This is a genomic window from Streptomyces sp. CA-111067, assembly GCF_050956065.1.
Classification (GTDB): Bacteria; Actinomycetota; Actinomycetes; order Streptomycetales; family Streptomycetaceae; genus Actinacidiphila.
Genome location: NZ_CP192103.1, coordinates 3,704,097 through 3,722,357 on the forward strand (window position 1 = coordinate 3,704,097; position 18,261 = coordinate 3,722,357).

The window sequence follows — 18,261 nt, forward strand, 5'->3', positions numbered from 1 at the left end:
CAACGGCCGATACCGTGGTCCGCGGTCGCGTCGCCCACGGCTGACCGCACAATGAGATCAACCGACCTGGCCGACCGGCCGCATGACGAGGTGGTTGACATTCACGCCTCCGGGTTGGTTGACGGCGAAGAGGATCGCCTCGGCGACCTGCTCGGCGGTCAGAGTTGGTGCCGCCTGAGGGCTTCCACCGCGCTCGTTCCAGAATGGGGTGTCCACGACCCCTGGGGCGACAAGAGTGACGCCTACGCCATCCTTGGTCGCCAAGAGCCGGACGTTCTCGGCCAAGGCGTGCGCGGCCCACTTGGTGACGGAGTAGAGGTTGCCGGGCGTGTTTCTGGTGCCTGCGACCGAACCGACGATCACGATCCGGCCCTTGGACACCCTCAGGTGCGGCAGCGTCTCGCGCACCAGCAGAGCCGGGCCGAGGACGTTGGTGAGAATCATGGCACGCATGGACTGAGGGTCGTGGTCTTCCAGGGTGCCGGGCAGCGAGAAGCCGGCGTTGGCGATCACCGTGTCCAATCGGCCCCACAGGCCCGCGACCTGGCTCACAGCTGAGGCGATATGGCTCTCGTCACCGGCATCACCACTGATGGTCAGCAGCCGCTCCCCCGCTGCGGTGGAGGTGGCGAACGCGGCGAGCCGATCGGCGTCGCGGCCGGTGATGGCCACTTGGTGACCTTGTTTGAGCAGGGCACGGGCAGTGGCCGCACCGATTCCGCTCGAACCGCCGGTGATCAACGTGACGGGGTCCATGGGACGGCCTCCTCATTCGCCGCGGTATCGGCAACGCGCCAGGGCGCCAGGCGTCAGTGAACACTGGATTGGCGCATGCAGGCCCTCCGTGATCATGATGTTGTGACGCAACACGAACAGAGGGCGGCCTGCGCCGCCACAACATTTTTGTCGATCGGGATTTCGTGAGCGCCTAGCCGTGTCTCCGAGCGGGTGAGACGGGCGCCGTCTCACCGGAACCGACGGACGGGCCGGAGGCGGCGAGGTCGAGGAGCGTCATCTTGTCGTGGTCCGGGCTGCCGGGCGGCGCCATGTAGATGATGAGGCGATGGCCTTGTGTGCGGTTGAGGGACAGCCCTTGGTGCGAGAGCGTCATCGTGCCGACCTCCGGGTGTCGGAGCGTCTTCTCGCCGTCGCCGATCGTGTGCACCTCGTACCGCTCCCAGAGCCGGTTGAAGTCGGGGCTCTTGACGATGAGCTCACCTACGAGGGCGGCGAGATCCGGGGCATCCGGATCGGTGCCGGCGATCGCCCGCAACTGGGCGACGGACCCCTTGGCCTTCTGTTCCCAGTCCGCCCACAGCTCGCGCGCAGCCGGGTGCAGGAAGTTGTACCGGACGGTGTTCCGCTGCCGCTCCGGCCAGTCGGCGATGCCGTGGAGCAGCCGCAGCCCGCCGGGATTGGCCGCCAGCAGGTCGTTTGTGCGGCTCACAACGTACGCCGGGTTGGGCCGGAGTGTCTCCAGAAGCTGCGTGACGGTCGGACGGACCCGCCGTGACGGCAGGGGACGGGGCTCGGGCGCACGCCGCGCCGCCCGCGCCGCCAGCTCGTGCAGGAAGCCGCTCTCCTCCTGGTTGAGGCGGAGCGCGTGGGCCAGCGCCTCGACCACGGAGGGGCTCGGATGGGTCTCCTTGCCGCGTTCCAGACGTATGTAGTAGTCGATGCTCACACCGGCCAGCGCCGCCAGCTCCTCCCGGCGCAGACCGGGCGTCCGGCGCGTGCCGGTTCCGGCGGGCAGTCCGACGTCTGCCGGGCGTACCTCGCCACGGCGAGCCCGCAGGAACTTCCCGAATTCGGTCATGTCGTCATTCTGCCAGCGTGTGATCAGGGAGCCAGCCCGGAGCCTGGCTCTGTTACACCCACCTATGGCGCACCCCGGAAGATCACGGTCTGCCTCGCCCTCGCGCGCCTCACCAGTCTGGACGGATGACCACTCTTGAACCAGCTCGTGCGTCACAGGATGCCCGGCACGGCACGGCCGCACCGAAGCTGATCCTGGCGACCACGTTCATGGGCATCTTTCTGCTCAACCTCAACACCATGGCGATGAACGTGGCGCTGCCCGGGATCGGGCGGAGCTTCGGCGGCAGCACGGCGGGACTGCAATGGATCGTGGACGCCTACACGCTGATGTTCGCCGCACTCCTGCTGTCCGCGGGCACGCTCTCCGACCGCATCGGGGCGAGCCGCGCGTTCGGCGCCGGCGTCGCTGTCTTCACGGTCGCCTCGGCGGCCTGCGGACTGGCGCCGGGGCTGGGCGAGCTGATCGCCGCCCGCCTGATCCAGGGGAGCGCGGCGGCGATCATGCTGCCCTCCTCGCTGGCCCTCGTCCGGCAGGCCTTCCCGGACGCGGCCGAACGGGCACGGGCCATCGCGCTGTGGACCGTTGGCGGAGCCGTCGCGGTTGCCGCCGGCCCGGTGGCCAGCGGGGTGCTGTCCAGCACTCTGAGCTGGCGGGCGATCTTCGTCGTCAACCTGCCCGTCGGCATCGCCACCCTCGCGGTGTTGACCCGCGCGGAGCGCTCGCCGAGCCGTGCCGCGCCGCTCGATCCGTACGGCCAGCTCACGGCGATCGTCGCGCTCGCGGCGCTGACCTTCGCGGTGATCGACGGAGGGGAGAACGGTTTCGGCGAGCCCGTGGTACTGGGCTGCCTGGGGCTCGCCGCAGTGGCGACGGCCGCGTTCATCATGATCGAGGCACGTACCGCCGCGCCGTTGGTCCCGCTCGACCTCTTCCGTTCGCGCACCGTGACGGTTTCGGTCGCGATCGGCTTCGTCGTCAATGCCGCGTTCTACGGGCTGGTGTTCGTGCTGAGCCTGTTCTTTCAGGACGTTCTGAACCTGTCCGTCATGGCCGCGGGGCTGATGTTCCTACCGATGATGGCCGTGATCGCCGGAGCCAACCTGGCCTCGGCCAGGGCTGCGGCACGCTTTGGGCCGCGGATCCCGATCGCCATGGGACAAGCGATCTTCGCGCTGGCGATGTTCGGCCTGCTCTGGATCGACGAGGGCACCAGCAGACCAGTGATCGCGGCGATGCTCATCCCGGTCGGCCTCGGCCTGGGTCTCCTCGTACCTTCCCTGACCGCCATCCTGCTGAACGACATCGCCGCAGATCGGGCCGGAATGGCCGCCGGGATCCTGAACTCCTTCCGGCAGACGGGCGGCGCGCTCGCCGTGGCCGTCTTCGGGGCCTTGGTCGCGGACCGTGGTGAGTTCGTTGTGGGTCTGCGGGTCGCCTTGTGCGTCGCGGCTGTGATGCTGACAGCCACCACGGTCTCAGCCCTCATGCTGCCGCGCGGCGGTACCTGACGGGACGGTGACAGGGATGTCTGTATACGAAAACGTCGGTTGGCCTGCGGATATGCGTGAGCGCACGCCGGATCGGCGTGTGTCCAGGCAGGTGTGTTCCTGCTGGTCAGCCGGGCGTGCCCGGTTCCAGGGTGATGATGCGTTTGGGCTCGGTGATGCCGAGCTCGGCGAGGATGGCGCGCTGGGCGGGAGCTGGTCTCGATCCGCAGCAGTCCGCCGGGGGTGGCCCGCAGGAAGCGGGGCAGACCGGGCTTGGTGGACAACTTCCCGCGCAGTTCAGCGCGATTGAGCGGTGTGAGCTTGTCGGATCCCTTGATGGCCTCTTCGAGCTGGGCGATCAGTTCGGCGCGGATGCCGGCATCGCGTGTGGCCTGGCCGGGATTGTGGCAGATGACGCGACCCAGACCACCCGCGTGAGCTTCCCCTCGGGCAGGTCCTCGCGGACCTGGCGGTCCACTCGGTGCCGTCGGCATGCGCATCAGCTGGGCGGTGGCGGAGTTGGAGCACTCGGTGGCCAGCCAGGCGACCTGCTGGTCGAAGTCGTGGGTGTGCCCCGCGTCATGCCGCGCCCACGGGGCACCTCAGAGCTACCTTTCCCGTTCTGACGGAGCATCACGCACGCTTGTCCACCGGCTGTCCACCGAGCCCCATCGCGTATACCCGGCCCAACCGTCCCAGATGAGCAAAAGACCAGTTCAGAAGCCCGAGTCGTCTATACGGTCACGGAACCCAAACCTGCGACCCACGCATTGCGATGCGTAGACCGCACGTGTCCGTTTAGACCGAATTCCAAGGTCGACCATAACAAGAAACCCCAGGTCAGAGGACCGACCTGGGGCTCACCTTGGAGCCGCCTTCGGGATTCGAACCCGAGACCTACGCATTACGAGTGCGTTGCTCTGGCCAACTGAGCTAAGGCGGCGTGCCGCGGGGCTTGCCAAGGGTGGCAGGCGCAGCGGCGCCAAGTCTACAGGGTTGTCGGGGGTGGTCAGGACCGGGCGGGGATCTTGTGGGGGGTGGGGAAACGGGCTGGTCAGGTGCACTTCTTGTGGTCCGGGGGGACCTTGCCTTCGAGGAGGTAGGCGTTCACCGCGGTGTCGATGCAGTCGGAGCCGCGGGCGTAGGCGGTGTGGCCGTCGCCGTCGTAGGTGAGGAGGTGGCCGGAGGAGAGCTGGGAGGCCAGGGACTGCGCCCAGGCGTAGGGGGTCGCGGGGTCGCGGATGGTGCCGACCACCAGGATCGGGGCGGCGCCCTTGGCCGAGATCGGCGCGGCGTGGCCGGTGGCCTTGATCGGCCAGTAGCCGCAGACCAGGGAGGACCAGGCCAGGGTCGTACCGAAGTGCGGGGACGCGGCGCGGAAGGACGGCAGCGCCTTCTCGACGTCGGCCGGGGAGGAGAGCGCGGGCGGCAGGTCGAGGCAGTTCACGGCCGCGTTGGCGTACATCAGATTGGAGTACTTGCCCTTGTCGTCGCGCTCGTAGTAACTGTCCGAGAGCTGGAGCAGCGGGCCGCCGTCGCCCTTGTTGGCGCTCTGCAGGGCGCCGCGCAGGGTGGGCCATGAGCCCTGGTCGTACATTGCGGCAATCACACCGGTGGTGCCGAGCGCCTCGGTGAGGCTGCGGGAGCTGCCGGTCTTGAGCGGGTGCGCGTCGAGCGACTTGAACAGGGCGTCCAACCGGTTGCCCGCGTCGGTCACGGAGGTGCTGCCGAGCGGGCAGTCCGCCTGCTTGATGCAGTCGGCGGCGAACGCCTTGAAGGCCACCTCGAACCCGCCGGCCTGGGCGCGGCTGCTCTCCAGCGCGTCCACGGACGGGTCCATGGCGCCGTCCAGGACGAGCCGGCCGACGCGCTGCGGGAAGAGGCCGGCGTAGGTGGCGCCGAGGAAGGTGCCGTATGACTTGCCGACGTAGTTGAGCTTCTGGTCGCCGAGCACCGCGCGCAGCACGTCCATGTCACGGGCGGAGTCCACGGTCGAGACATGGTCGAGCAGCTTGGCGGAGCGCTGCTCGCAGCCGGCGGTGAAGCTCTTGTCGGCGATGGTGATCTTGTCGATCTCCGCCTTGTCGTCGGGTGTGGTGTCGATCGCCGTGTACGCGTCCATCTTGGCGTCGGTCAGGCAGGTGACGGGTTCGCTGCGGGCGACGCCGCGCGGGTCGGCGGCGACCATGTCGTACCGCGAGGTGACGGGCGCGGGGTAGCCGAGGGCCGCGTACTGGAGGTAGTCGACCGCGGAGCCGCCCGGCCCGCCCGGGTTGACCAGCAGCGATCCGAGCTTCTTGCCCGGGCCCTTCGCCTTCTTGCGGGCGACGAAGAGATGCAGGTCGTGGGAGGAGTCGGGGTGCGCGTAGTCGAGCGGGACAGTCAGCGAGGAGCAGTCGAAGTCCGGCGCGCCGCAGGAGTGCCAGGACAACTTCTGCCCGTAGTACGAGGCCAGGTCGGCGGGGACGGCCGTGCCGGAGCTGCCTGGCGTGCTTGATCCGTTTGACGTCCCGGCGGTGTCGGAAGTTCCCGACCCGCCGGACGTATCGGACGCGCTGGCGCCGGGGATCGCCGAGGAGGCCGCCGCGCGGTGGCCACCCCCGTCGGAGCCGCAGGCGGACAGCAGCAGGAGCAGTCCGGTCACCGCGGACGCGATGGCGGGGATGTGGAGCGGGCGCTTGGAGTGCATGGGCGGCTCGGATCCTCCCGTCGAGGGTGAGTTGAGCGTAACCGTCCAGGACCGGGGCGGTCGGGGGCGGTGGACACGAATGGGTGATTCCAGGATTTATGCTGGATTGCTCGATTACAGAGAGCTACTGTCTGGGTACGGACTTCTTGAGGCCGCTGGGCTTCGCGGGGGCGGTCGGCTTCGCGGGGTGGGCGGGCCTCGCGGGTCCGTCGAGCTTCTCGGTCAGGTATCCGGAGACCAGGGCGAGCAGCTCACGGCGGGTGCGGACCCCGTCGATGATCCGTACGCCGTCGTCGCCACGGGCGTGCAGCACGGTGCGCAGCCGGAGGGCGGCGGCGCGCGGGGCGACCTCGCCGGTGGCGGAGGCGAGTAGCAGAGAGGTACGGGGACTGGTGGCAGTGGTCGAGGCGGCAGAACCGGCGGAGCCGGAGGAAGGAGGCAGCGGTGGATACGTACCGGATACGCCGGCGGCGGCGCGGTAGCGGTCGGGGTGCGCGAGCGCTTCCTGTACGGCGCAGGGAGCGGCGGTGCCGACGCCGATGACGGCGCGCGCGGAACGGGCGGTCAACGTGCGGTAGCGGGTGGCGACTTCGGCGAGCACGGCGGCGGAGTCCTGGCCGCAGTCGCGGGGCAGCACGAGGACGAAGGGGTCGGCGAGGCCGCGTTTGGCCTGGATGGCGAAGCCGTCATAGAGATCGGGGTCGGTGGTGACTGAGGTGGCAGCGAAAGAGGAGGTGGCAGCTGGAGCGGAACTGGAGGTGCGGTTCGGGACGGTGCCGTTCGGGATGGCGGCGTGCGGGGCGGCGGCATTCGGAACGGTGGACCCCGGGGACGGGGCTGGAGCTGGGGCCTGCGCCGGGTCGGCCGGGAGGTGGGCGATGACGACGGGGTAGCTGAGGCCGGCCGCTCGGGCGGAGTCGTAGTGCGGCGGGAGCCAGACGCGGGTGCCGTCCCGCAACTCCTGAAGGGTGCCCCCGGCGGGGTATCCGATGGTGCGAACGGTGGGCGGCGGCGGAGCGGGCTGCGGTGTGTGCGCCGGTGCGGGAGCGAGCACGGGCGGGGGCGCTGCCGCCGGCGTTCCCCGGCCGGGCTTCGCCGGTCCGCCGCCGACCAGCAGCGGTACGGCCAGGACGACGGCCACCACCGCGGCCACCCCGGCGGCGGCAGCCCACAGCATGGTGCCGCGGTGATCGGCGGGCAGTTCGTACGGCTGCCCGGCGCGCTCGGACCACCAGTGCCGCACCGCACGCAGCGCGAGAATCACCGCCGCCGCGGCGGCCAGCAGCAGCGACACGGACAGGACGACGTCGGCCACAACGGCAAACCCCTCGGGACGGCTGCGCCCCCCGGGGACCATCGGAGCAGGTGGGAGCGCTGTCTGCACCTTGCAACGGGGCGGGCCCGCGGGTCGGGAGCCGTTACGGTCGCGGGCCCGCGATCACCCGAAGGCGTCACACGAGCCGCCCATTCGGCGGAGGGAGGAGTCACCGGGCGGCCGGGCGCCCGGAGCCGGCCACCGGGCAGGCGCCGGCGCCCGGGCCCGCACTGACGGGAGGTCAGGCAGCAGCTCGGACGGGAGGCGGGACGAGAGGTGGGACGAGAGGTCAGGGAGCCAGAGAGGAGGTCAGACGGGGAGGGGGTCCGGGCGGGACTCGTAGGCGGTGCGGGCGGTGAGGATGTCCGTCATGTGGTCCTCCGCCCACGCCCGCAGCGATTCCAGCAGGGCGGACGCCTCTTCGCCCAGCGGGGTGAGGGCGTAGTCGACGCGCGGCGGGATCGTCGGATAGACGGTCCGGGTGACCAGGCCGTCGCGCTCGAGGTGGCGCAGTGCCTGGGTGAGCGACTTCTGCGTGATGCCGTCGAGCCGGCGGCGCAGCTCGCCGAAGCGCATCGGGCCCGAGGTGAGGGAGGGCACGATCAGCACGGTCCACTTGCTGCCGAGTACGTCGAGCACGGTGCGAGACGGGCAGTTCCGCAGATAGGCGTCGGCGCCGCCGTATCCTCGCAGGCTGTGAGTGGTATCCATGAGTCGTCTATATACCTGGAAGGTGCCTACTTCACAAGAGATACCTACCGCCCAAGGATGGGAGCACGAACTCGACAGACCATCAGCGGATTTGGAGCGGGCCATGCTTTCCATCGTCCAGGACGCCTTCGGCGGCCCCGAGGTACTCGTCGCGGCCGAGACGGAAGTGCCCAGGCCGACGTTCACCGAGGTGCAGGTCCGTGTGCACGCGACCTCGGTGAACCCGGTGGAGGGGTACATACGGTCCGGGCAGGTGCCGCTGCTCGGCCGGCCGCCGTTCGTCCTCGGCTGGGACGTCTCCGGTGTGGTCAGCGAGGTCGGGGCGGGCTCGTCGCGCTTCGCGGTCGGTGACGAGGTCTACGGGATGCCGTTCTTCCCGCGGGCAGCCGGTGCCAACGCCGAGTACCTGGTCGCGCCGAGCCGGATGCTGGCGCGCAAGCCGGCCGGCCTCGACCACGTCCACGCCGCCGCGCTGCCGCTGGTCGGGCTCACCGCCTGGCAGGGCCTGGTCGACTACGCCGGCATCGGGCCCGGCGACCGGGTGCTGATCCACGCGGCGGGCGGGGGCGTCGGGCACGTGGCCGTGCAGATCGCCAAGGCGCGCGGGGCCTATGTGATCGGCACGGCGAGCGCAGGCAAGCGGGACTTCGTGATGTCGCTGGGAGCCGACGAGGTGGTCGACTACCAGGCCACCGACTTCACCGAGGCGGTGCGGGACGCCGACGTGGTGTTCGACGTGGTCGGCGGCGGCAACGGGGAGCGGTCGCTGGCCAGCCTGCGGCCCGGCGGCCACCTGGTCACGGCCGTCGACCACTCCAACGCCGAGCTGCGTGCCAAGACGGAGGCGGCGGGGCTGCGGTTCAGCGGGATCGCGGTCGAACCCGACTACCCGGGCCTGGACGCGCTGACCCGGCTGGTGGACGAGGGCAGGCTGCGGCCGTACGTCACGCAGACGTTCCCGCTGCGGGACGCGGCCAAGGCGCACGAGCTGGTGGAGGCCGGCGGGCTCCAGGGGAAGGTCGTCCTGACGGTGCGCTGAGGTGCCGGGCGCGGCCGGCGAAGCCCGCGCCGGGGCGGGTCAGCCGGCTCGCAGGGCGAGCGTCATCGCCTCGACGGCCAGCAGCGGCGCCACGTTGCGGTCGAGGGCGTCGCGGCAGGCGAGCACCGCTTCGATCCGGCGGAGGGTGTGTTCGGCGCGGGAGGAGGACGCGATCTGCTCGATGCCCTGCTGGGCCTCGACGTTGGCGATGCTGCCGCCGACGCCGAGCTGGACGGCGAGGACGTCGCGGTAGAAGCCGGCCAGGTCGGTCAGCGCCAGGTCGAGGGTGTCGCGCTGGGTGCGGGTGGAGCGGCGCTTCTGCCGGTCGGCGAGGTCCTTCATCACCCCGGCGGTGCCGCGCGGCATCCGGCCGCCGGCGCCGGCCGCCGCTCCCATCGCGGTGCGCAGCTCCTCGGTCTCCTTGGCGTCCATGCCCTCGGCGACGGCCTTGGCGTCCTCGGTGGCGGAGTCCACCAGTTCCTGCGCGGCGCGCAGGCAGCCGCCGATGTCGGCGACGCGCAGCGGCAGCCGCAGGACGGTGGCCCGGCGGGAGCGGGCGGACTCGTCGGTGGCCAGCCGTCGGGCACGCCCTATGTGCCCCTGGGTGGCCCGTGCCACCTCCGCGGCCAGCCGCGGGTCGATGCCGTCCCTGCGGCTGAGCACCTCGGCGACGGCGTCGGCCGACGGGGTGCGCAGGCTCAGCAGCCGGCAGCGGGAGCGGATGGTGGGCAGCGCGTCCTCCACGGAGGGGGCGCAGAGCAGCCACACCGTGCGGGGGGCGGGCTCCTCGATGCCCTTGAGCAGGACGTTGGCCGCGCCCTCGGTCAACCGGTCGGCGTCCTCGATCACGATCACCTGCCAGCGTCCGCCGGACGGCGAGAGAGTGGCCCGGCGGACCAGGTCGCGGGTCTCCTTGACGCCGATCGACAGCAGGTCGGTGCGGACGAACTCGACGTCGGCGTGGGTGCCGATCACGGTGGTGTGGCAGCCGTCGCAGAAGCCGCAGCCGGGGGGCGCGCCCAGGGCGCGGTCCGGGCTTACACATTGCAGTGCGGCGGCGAACGCCCGGGCGGCGGTGGAGCGGCCGGAGCCCGGGGGGCCGGTGAACAGCCAGGCGTGCGTCATGCTGGACGCCGTCTTGGCGGGCTCGCCGGCCGCCTGGGCGGTCACCTGGGCGTCGGCGTCCGCGGCGGCGGCGGACAGCTCGGCCACCACGTGGGGCTGGCCGACTACGTCGTCCCATACGGGCATGGCCTGCGGTCGCTTCCTGGAGGCTGACGATCAAGGCCCGGGTGCGGGTCCCGGTCCGCGTCCCATTCTGGCGTACGGGTCTGACATTCCCGCGCCCGGCAGCAGACCCGGGCCCCGCCCCAGCCCCGCCGGACCCGGCCGGCCCGCGCCCGGCCCCCGGACCCGTCCGGCCCGCGCCCCGCCGCCCCCGTCAGGGACCCGATCAGAGCGCCAGCCGCTGCACCCCGCTGGCCACCGCCCGCTGCTCGGGCGCGTCCGTGCCCGTCCAGCACGACCCGCGGCGGGCCAGCAGCCGGCGCAGCCACAGCTCGGTGGAGACCAGCTCGCCGAGGCCGTCGAGCGAGACCGGCTGCCCGTCGGCGGCCGCTTCGAGGGCGGAGCGCACCACCCGCGCGTCGATCAGGCCGGCGTCCGCGAGCAGCGGGGCGTCGAAGAGGTCGAGCAGCGGGTCGAGGGAGGCGCGGACGCCCGCGCGCGCCGCCGCGGCCGTCGGCGCGTGGGAGGTGGCGCCCCAGCCGAGCGGGAGCTCGTGGACGCCGGCGCCTTCGAGGACGTCGCGGAGCACGTCGGCGCGCGCCCCCGGCCGCACCCGCAGCGCGCCGGGCAGGGCGCGGCAGGCGCGCACCACCTGGTTGTCGAGGAAGGGCGCGTGCAGCCGCTGCCCCGGCACCGCGACCGCCTGCTCGAAGACCCGGTAGTCAGCGGCGTGCCGGGCCAGCGCCGCCCTGGCCCGCCGCTCCCCCGGCCGCTCCATCGGCCACGGCCGGCGCGCCGCGTTCTGCAGCCGCACGGCCACCTCGGCCAGCGCCTCCCCGGTCAGCCAGCGCGCGGCCGGCCCCGGCCGCACCCAGGACATCGCGGCCAGTGAGGCTTCGAGCGGTCCGCCCCCGCCGCCCCCGGAGCCGGTTCCGTCGTCGGGATACCCGAAGTCACGTTGCAGCAGCCGGACCGCCGCGTCCTCCACACCCTGTTGATAAGGCGTGCGGGCCAGCCGCCGGGCCGCGCGGTAGACGGTGATCGGCACCGTGAACGGCACCAGCACCGAGTGCCCGGGGCTCGCGGCCCCGTCGGCCCGGGTCAACGCGGCCACCGGGCGCACCAGATGGCGCCGCCGCCGGTCCATCAGCAGGTCGGCCAGCCGTGCCGGGTGCGCGTCGAGCACCTGCTTGGCCCCGTAGCCGATGAGGTGGTCGGCGCCGCCCGCAGCCAGCCGCCGCCGGTGCCGTTCGGCGACGACCAGCGACGGGCCGGGTTCGTCGGTGAGCGGGCCGAGCGCTCCGGTGCTCAAGTCGGCGTAGGGCAGCGCCTCTTCGCCGCCGGGTACGACGACGTGCCGCAGTCGCGGGTCGGTGGCCATCGACCTGGCCCGTTCCAACTCCGCCTCGCGGGCCTGGAGTCCGCCGCCGGACAGCTGGACCGCCAGGTCGTTGAAGGTGACCGCGAGCAGCCGCTCGCCGGCCAGCGAGCCGCGCCCCGGCAGCATGCCCGGCATGCCGGGCAGCCCGGCGGCCAGCAGCGCCAGGGTGGCCGAGGCGCTGCCGCCGGAGAGGTCGGCGCCGATGCCGGGGGCCGGCGCGTCGCCGGGGTCGGGCACGAAACGCGGCTGCGCGAGCCGGGCGCGTACCGCCTCGATCAGCGCGTCGCGTACGCCCTCGACGGCCAGTTCGGTGTCGGCGGAGTTGGCGGGCTGGTGGCCGACGGCCAGCGAGGCGGTGGGTTCGTAGCTGGTGATCTCCGGTGCACCGTCGCGCAGGTGGAGCGCGTGGCCCGGCGGCACCCGGCGCACTCCGACGTACGGGGTGCCGTCGCCGAGGGCCTCGGGCGAGTCGGGGCAGGCGAGCAGGGCGGCGAGGTGGGTGACGTCGAGGCCGGCCTCGATCAGGTCGGCGAGCGGCAACGCGGCGGTGGCGTAGGCGGATCCGCCCGACCACCGGGTGTGGAAGACCGGCCGGGCGCCGGCCAGGTCGCCGAGTACCGTGATCCGGCGGCCGAGTTGGAGCACGGCGGTGTAACTGCCGGGCCAGGCCGTCACATGGCGCAGCGCCCCGCCGCGCGCGGCGACCAGGCCGAGCCGCAACTCGGCGTCGCTGGCGCCGCATCGGCCGAGTACCGCGAGCCGGGCGATGCCCTGGCCGTTGCCGGCGCCGTTGAACGAGCCGTTGCGGGCGCCCCGTTGGCCGCCGGACTGGCCGCCCTGGCGACCGGACGACGACGAGGGCGAGGACCCGGAGCCGGCGCCGTACCCGTTGCCGTACGCCGGATCGCCATAGGCACCGTAAGCGCCGTCGGGCCCGGACGACCCATAACCGCCGGACGACCCGTAACCGCCGGACGACCCGTAACCGCCGGACGATCCGGAACCGCCCTCCGACCCGTAGCCGCCGGGCGACTCGTAATCCCCGTACGCCGCACCGCCGTTCCTGCGGTCGCCGCCACCCCTGCGGTCACCGTCGTGGCCACGGGCACCCTCGTGCCCGCTGGGATCGCCGCTGCCGTACCCGTGCGCGAACCCCTCGCCGTAGGAGAAGCCGTACGACGAGCCGCCGCCCGGGTCGGCGTGCACGACCCGCACCTCGTCGGGCCGCCAGTCGCCGACCACCCAGAGCGGATCGGGGTCTCCCCACAGGAGTTGGGCGCCGACCGGCTGGAGCGAACGCGACCGGGCCGGGGCACCGGGGATCCGGCTCGCGATGGCACTGCTCCACCCCACCAACCACCGCATCGCGCCGCCTCCACAGGCTGTGGACAGCCGGCGCGCGGGCTCGACCGCCACTCGCCCCGACCGGCCGCCACGTCTGACGTCCGAAAGACCATGCTGCCACGTGGAGGCGCGCAAAGAGGCGCATGGGCACACCAAGCAGCGCCGGGTCGCGCTCGGTAAGCACCCATGAAACGGGAGAAAAAGAACAAGGAGCGAGAAGTAACCGGTCAGGAGGTGAACCGAATCCAGGTCGGACCCGGTGCCGGATCGAACGGTGGATCAAGCGCGCGCCGAAACGTCTGGTTCGCGCCAAACTCTGCGGCACATGCCGCAGTTCATATGCCGGGTGATCAAGGCGCCGCCTGGCGACGGTTTTTCGCCGCGGATCTTCGCCACCGGCACCTGCGGGACACCCTGGGAGGCCGCCGGCGACCGCCAACGGCACTTGCGGCAAAGGGAGTCAACGGCCCGGGAAGCGTGTGCGGCCTCCCGGGCCGGTCCGCCACCCGCGGGGATTGTGGCAGCGGAACCCCCTGGCCCGCCGTTCCCCGTCGTAGCCGCAAGCGGAGAGCGCGGGCCGACCCACGGCCTCCATCCAACGGCCGCCGTCCGTTTTGGTACAGAGCGCACGGCCGGGCGCACGGCCACATATACCGGGAGCACGCGCCAACCGGCATTCTGGTAAGGGGCTGGATTCGCGCCATCCGACACAAGGCTCTTAACGGTAGGGATGCGGCGAACTACGCTGGGTGTACCCGGTTCGCACCTGTACGCGCGGCCCGGGTACCCGGCACTTGCACCGCGCTCGCCGTGCGGCGGCTTCCGTGGTGGCTGAATCGAGTTCCACCGGGTTCCAGGGGAGGGCGATCCCCGCACCCTTGACAAGACCAGGCCGGCCGGCCTGCCCCCCAGCGGCATCACGAGGTGAACCGCAGTGAACAGAGAACACCGCGGGCCGAACGAGAAGCTCGGCACCCTTCTCTCCCTGGCGGGCATCAGCAACGCCGGACTGGCGCGCCGGGTCAACGACTTGGGCGCGCAACGCGGCCTGACCCTGCGTTATGACAAGACGTCGGTCGCGCGCTGGGTCGCCAAGGGCATGGTCCCGCAGGGCGCCGCGCCCCATCTGATCGCGGCGGCCATCGCCAGCAAACTGGGCCGTCCGGTACCGCTGCACGAGATCGGTCTCGCCGACGCCGACCCGGCTCCCGAAGTCGGCCTGGCCTTCCCGCGGGACATCGGCGAGGCGGTGAAATCGGCCACCGATCTGTGGCGGCTCGACCTCGCCGGGCGGCGCGGACCCGGCGGCGGGGGCATCTGGCAGAGCTTGGCCGGATCTTTCGCAGTGAGCGCTTACGTGACGCCCGCATCGCGCTGGCTGATCACCCCGGCCGACGCCACGGTGGCCCGGGACGCACCGGCGCCGGGCATGAACCACGTCGGGCACACCGACGTCGGAAAGCTCCGCGAGGCCGCCGAGGACGCCCGCCGCTGGGACTCCAAGTACGGTGGCGGCGACTGGCGTTCGGGCATGGTCCCGGAGTGCCTGCGGGTCGAGGCGGCCCCGCTGCTGCTCGGCTCGTACAGCGACGACGTGGGCCGCGCGCTGTTCGGCGCCACGGCCGAACTCACCCGGCTGGCCGGGTGGATGGCCTTCGACACCGGCCAACAGGAGGCCGCCCAGCGGTACTACATCCAGGCGCTGCGGCTGGCCCGGGCCGCCGCCGACGTGCCGCTCGGCGGTTACGTGCTCGCGTCGATGTCGCTTCAGGCCACCTACCGCAACTTCTCCGACGAGGGCGTCGACCTCGCGCAGGCCGCGCTGGAGCGCAACCGCGGCCTGGCCACCGCGCGCACCATGAGCTTCTTCCACCTCGTCGAGGCCCGCGCGCACGCCAAGGCCGGCGAGGGCGCGGCCTGCGGCGCGTCGCTCGCCGCGGCGGAGGCGCTGCTCGAACGGTCCCGCCCGGGCGACGCCGACCCGAGCTGGCTCGGCTTCTACTCCTACGACCGGCTCGCCGCCGACGCCGCCGAGTGCTACCGCGACCTGCGGGTGCCGCGCCAGGTGCAGCGCTTCACCGAGCAGGCGCTCGCCCGGCCCACCGAGGAGTTCGTCCGCTCGCACGGGCTGCGGCTCGTCGTGTCCGCCGTCGCCGAACTGGAGTCGGGCAATCTGGACGCGGCCTGCGCGGCCGGCACCAAGGCCGTGGAGGTGGCCGGCCGGATCTCCTCCGCCCGCACCACCGAGTACGTACGCGATCTGATGCACCGCCTGGAGCCGTACAACGACGAACCGCGGGTACTGGAACTGCGGGAGCGGGCCAGGCCGCTGCTGGCGGCGCCGGCGTAAGCGGGTGAGCGGATGAATGAACAGGTGAACGGGTGATCGGGTGAACGGCGGCAGACCGGCGGACGAGCGGACGGTGGACGGGTTCGGTTAACGGGTCGCGGCGGCTCCCGCGGGCCGGAATGATCACGTAGGTTCGGGCGCGTCGGGACGGTTGCGCGCGCTGCTGGTTCGGATATGCGCGCGAACGCGGCCTGAACGTACGGCCGTCCGACCGCGTGGCCGTACGACCGTACGACCGCCGCATCGTCCGAACGCCAGATCGTCAGACCGCATGACCGTCCGAACGTCACACCGTCAGATCGCCGCACCGTCCGTCCCCCGGGCAACGTACGGAGGAAGCCCCCCGATGCCGATGTCCCCACCGAGCCCGAGCCCGCGCCCGGGCGAGGCGCGCGAGAACGCGTTACGGCAGGACGTCGTCGTGATCGGCGCCGGCATCGTCGGGCTGGCCACCGCGTACGCGCTGTCGCTGGCCGCGCCCAGGCTGCGGATCACCGTCCTGGAGAAGGAACCGGGGCCGGGGCAGCACCAGACCGGCCGCAACAGCGGCGTCGTGCACAGCGGCATCTACTACCGGCCGGGCTCGCTCAAGGCCAGGTACGCGCTGGCCGGCGGCGCCGAGCTGGCGAAATTCTGCGCGGCGCACCGCATCCCGTACGAGATCACCGGGAAGCTGATCGTCGCGACCGAGCACGCCGAGCTGCCCCGGCTGCACGCGCTCGTGCAGCGCGGGCGCGAACACGGCATCCCTGTGCGCGAACTGGGGCCCGCGCAGATCGCGGAGTACGAGCCGCAGGTGGCGGGGCTCGCCGCGATCCACGTCGGCACCACCGGGATCTGCGACTTCCGCGCGGTGGCGCGGGCGCTGGCCGGGCTGGTGACGGCGCCGGACGACGGCGGGGGCGCGGACGGCGGCTCGGGCGCCGGCGGGGCGCCCCGGCGCGGCGGTTCGATCCGGTACGGCGAGGAGGTCGTCGGTATCGCGCGCGAGGCGGACGGTACGGTCACCGTCCTGACGCCGGCGGCTCGACTGCGGACGAAGGTGCTGGTCAACTGCGCGGGGCTGCACTGCGACCGGATCGCGCGGATGGCCGGGGACGATCCGGGGATGCGGATCGTTCCTTTTCGGGGCGAGTTCTACGAGCTGGCGCCGGGGCGGCGGGGGCTGGTGCGCGGGCTGGTCTACCCGGTGCCCGACCCGGACTTCCCGTTCCTCGGCGTGCACCTGACGCGTGACGTGCACGGCGGCGTGCACCTCGGGCCGAACGCCGTTCCCGCGCTGGCCCGCGAGGGGTACCGGCGGGGCACCGTACGGCTGCGCGACCTCGCGGACACGGCGGCGTTCCCCGGTACGTGGCGGATCGCGCGGCGGCACTGGCGGCAGGAGGCGGGGGAGATCCGCCGCTCGCTGTCCAAACGCGCCTTCACGGCGGAGGCCCGCCGCCTCCTCCCGGCCCTCCGCCCCTCCGACCTCCGCGCGGCCCCGGCGGGCGTCCGCGCGCAGGCGGTGCTCCCTGACGGCACGCTGGTGGACGATTTCCTGTTCGCGGGAGGTGGCCCGTTCGTCCACGTCCTGAACGCGCCCTCGCCTGCGGCGACCGCTTCGCTCCCGATCGGGCGGGAGGTGGCGCGGCGAGTGCTTGAGGCGTTGTGACCCCGGAGCACGAACGGCCCTGCGGGCCGGCTCGCACGGGCCGCTCGCCGCGGGGGCCACGGCCGCCCCCGGCCCCACGGCCAGCGGTGGGCTGAGCCGCCCAAACCCACCCGCCGCAAGGGTCACGGCCGCCCCCGACCCGCGCCCCGCACTGGGCTGAGCGCGCAGTTCCCCGCGCCCCTGAAAAGCGGTGCGCTCACGCCGAGGGGCGGCCGGGACCCGTAAGGGGCGCGGGGAACTGCGCGACCAGCCACAGCCGGGCCGCACAAACCCGCCCCCCGCAGGGACCGCGGGCCTCGCCGGAACCTCCGGCCGCTCGGGGTCCCCTCCAGGCCCCGTAGAATTGTGCGCATTGTGCCCCGCTCACCTCACACCCCCGCCGCCGCGCCGCCGGCGCTTCCCGCGCAGTCCCCGCGCCCCGGCGAAACCGTCACCCCGAGGTTCCCCGGCGGACCGGCCGCCGACCCCGCGCGCTCGCACGACGAGCACCGGATCCGTTCGTTCCACGCGCGCCGCGGCCGCATCACCGTCGCGCAGGCCGCCGCCATCGACCGGCTGTGGGACGCCTGGGGCGTCGAGCTGGACGGCTCGCCGCTCGACCTCGACGCGCTGTTCGAACGCCCCGGGCCCGTCGTCCTGGAGATCGGGTTCGGGATGGGCGACGCCACCGCGCGGATGGCCGCCGCCGACCCGGGCACCGGCATCCTCGCCGTGGACGTGCACACGCCCGGCCAGGGCAATCTGCTCGCGCTCGCCGACCGCGGCGGCCTTACCAACGTCCGGGTCGGCAACGGCGACGCGATCGTGCTGCTGCGCGACATGCTGCCGCCCGCGTCCCTCGCCGGCCTGCGCGTCTACTTCCCCGACCCGTGGCCCAAGGGCAAGCACCACAAGCGGCGGCTGATCCAGCCCCCGTTCCTCGACCTGGTGACCCCGCTGCTGCGCCCGGGCGCGGCCGTGCACTGCGCGACGGACTGGGAACCGTACGCCGAGCAGATGCTCGACGTGCTCACGGCGGCTCCCGGCCTGGTCAACCAGTACCCGGCGGAAGGTTTCGCCCCGCGCCCCGACTTCCGCCCCGAGACGAAGTTCGAGCGGCAGGGCCTCGCCAAGGGCCACGTCGTACGCGACCTGCTGTTCACCCGGGCGTAACCGCACGGCTCACCTGAACGTCACCGCGCGGCCGAAGAGCGCGTACAGCCGTCGTACGCGCCCCCTACGTCCGCGTACCACACCGGCACGCGC

General features: G+C 72.6%; 12 protein-coding genes, 1 tRNA gene and 2 pseudogenes. 5 read left to right on the forward strand and 10 right to left on the reverse strand.

Annotation, left to right across the window (positions count from 1 at the left end; all coding sequences use genetic code 11):
• Positions 1 to 57 precede the first annotated feature (57 nt).
• Positions 58 to 756 (reverse strand): SDR family oxidoreductase, encoded by a 699-nt coding sequence (locus ACQPW6_RS16050; protein WP_433890321.1) that lies wholly within the window; start codon positions 754 to 756, stop codon positions 58 to 60.
• A 172-nt stretch (positions 757 to 928) separates the two neighbouring features.
• Positions 929 to 1,816, reverse strand: coding sequence for a helix-turn-helix domain-containing protein (locus ACQPW6_RS16055; protein ID WP_433890322.1), 888 nt, complete (start codon positions 1,814 to 1,816; stop codon positions 929 to 931).
• Between the two features lie 125 nt (positions 1,817 to 1,941).
• Here ACQPW6_RS16055 and ACQPW6_RS16060 point away from each other — a divergent pair, with 125 nt between their 5' ends.
• Positions 1,942 to 3,327 carry an MFS transporter gene (locus tag ACQPW6_RS16060; protein WP_433890323.1) on the forward strand — a complete coding sequence of 462 codons (1,386 nt, stop codon included), beginning with the start codon at positions 1,942 to 1,944 and terminating at the stop codon, positions 3,325 to 3,327.
• A 188-nt stretch (positions 3,328 to 3,515) separates the two neighbouring features.
• On the opposite strand, the pseudogene ACQPW6_RS16065 reads toward ACQPW6_RS16060, so the two are convergent.
• The 6 genes and pseudogenes from ACQPW6_RS16065 to ACQPW6_RS16090 form a co-directional block, all read right to left on the reverse strand.
• Positions 3,516 to 3,722: pseudogene (locus tag ACQPW6_RS16065) on the reverse strand (IS1634 family transposase); the annotation flags it as partial.
• 75 nt (positions 3,723 to 3,797) lie between these two features.
• Positions 3,798 to 3,902: pseudogene (locus tag ACQPW6_RS16070) on the reverse strand (transposase family protein); the annotation flags it as partial.
• A gap of 270 nt (positions 3,903 to 4,172) precedes the next feature.
• A tRNA-Thr gene (locus ACQPW6_RS16075) sits at positions 4,173 to 4,249 on the reverse strand.
• A gap of 111 nt (positions 4,250 to 4,360) precedes the next feature.
• Entirely contained in the window at positions 4,361 to 5,995 is a 1,635-nt protein-coding gene (locus ACQPW6_RS16080) for an alpha/beta hydrolase (protein WP_433890324.1), read from the reverse strand.
• A 124-nt stretch (positions 5,996 to 6,119) separates the two neighbouring features.
• Positions 6,120 to 7,310 carry a hypothetical protein gene (locus ACQPW6_RS16085; RefSeq protein WP_433890325.1) on the reverse strand — a complete coding sequence of 397 codons (1,191 nt, stop codon included), beginning with the start codon at positions 7,308 to 7,310 and terminating at the stop codon, positions 6,120 to 6,122.
• A 309-nt stretch (positions 7,311 to 7,619) separates the two neighbouring features.
• A complete protein-coding gene (locus tag ACQPW6_RS16090) occupies positions 7,620 to 8,021 on the reverse strand; it encodes a winged helix-turn-helix transcriptional regulator (protein WP_433890326.1) in 402 nt (133 codons plus the stop codon).
• Between the two features lie 103 nt (positions 8,022 to 8,124).
• Here ACQPW6_RS16090 and ACQPW6_RS16095 point away from each other — a divergent pair, with 103 nt between their 5' ends.
• A complete protein-coding gene (locus ACQPW6_RS16095) occupies positions 8,125 to 9,060 on the forward strand; it encodes an NADP-dependent oxidoreductase (protein WP_433890327.1) in 936 nt (311 codons plus the stop codon).
• A gap of 39 nt (positions 9,061 to 9,099) precedes the next feature.
• On the opposite strand, the gene ACQPW6_RS16100 is transcribed toward ACQPW6_RS16095, so the two are convergent.
• Positions 9,100 to 10,311, reverse strand: a complete 1,212-nt coding sequence (locus tag ACQPW6_RS16100) for a DNA polymerase III subunit delta' (RefSeq protein ID WP_433890328.1) — start codon at positions 10,309 to 10,311, stop codon at positions 9,100 to 9,102.
• 202 nt (positions 10,312 to 10,513) lie between these two features.
• The gene (locus tag ACQPW6_RS16105) at positions 10,514 to 13,033 is read right to left on the reverse strand and encodes an asparagine synthase-related protein (protein WP_433890329.1); all 2,520 of its coding nucleotides are present in this window, start codon (positions 13,031 to 13,033) and stop codon (positions 10,514 to 10,516) included.
• A 913-nt stretch (positions 13,034 to 13,946) separates the two neighbouring features.
• On the opposite strand from ACQPW6_RS16105, the gene ACQPW6_RS16110 reads away from it, so the two are divergent.
• The 3 genes from ACQPW6_RS16110 to trmB all read left to right on the forward strand — a co-directional run bounded on the left by ACQPW6_RS16110 (position 13,947) and on the right by trmB (position 18,168).
• Entirely contained in the window at positions 13,947 to 15,362 is a 1,416-nt protein-coding gene (locus ACQPW6_RS16110) for an MFS transporter (protein ID WP_433890330.1), read from the forward strand.
• A gap of 352 nt (positions 15,363 to 15,714) precedes the next feature.
• Positions 15,715 to 17,016, forward strand: a complete 1,302-nt coding sequence (gene lhgO, locus ACQPW6_RS16115) for an L-2-hydroxyglutarate oxidase (RefSeq protein ID WP_433894547.1) — start codon at positions 15,715 to 15,717, stop codon at positions 17,014 to 17,016.
• A gap of 354 nt (positions 17,017 to 17,370) precedes the next feature.
• Positions 17,371 to 18,168 (forward strand): tRNA (guanosine(46)-N7)-methyltransferase TrmB, encoded by a 798-nt coding sequence (trmB, locus tag ACQPW6_RS16120; RefSeq protein ID WP_433890331.1) that lies wholly within the window; start codon positions 17,371 to 17,373, stop codon positions 18,166 to 18,168.
• The last annotated feature ends 93 nt before the right edge of the window (positions 18,169 to 18,261 follow it).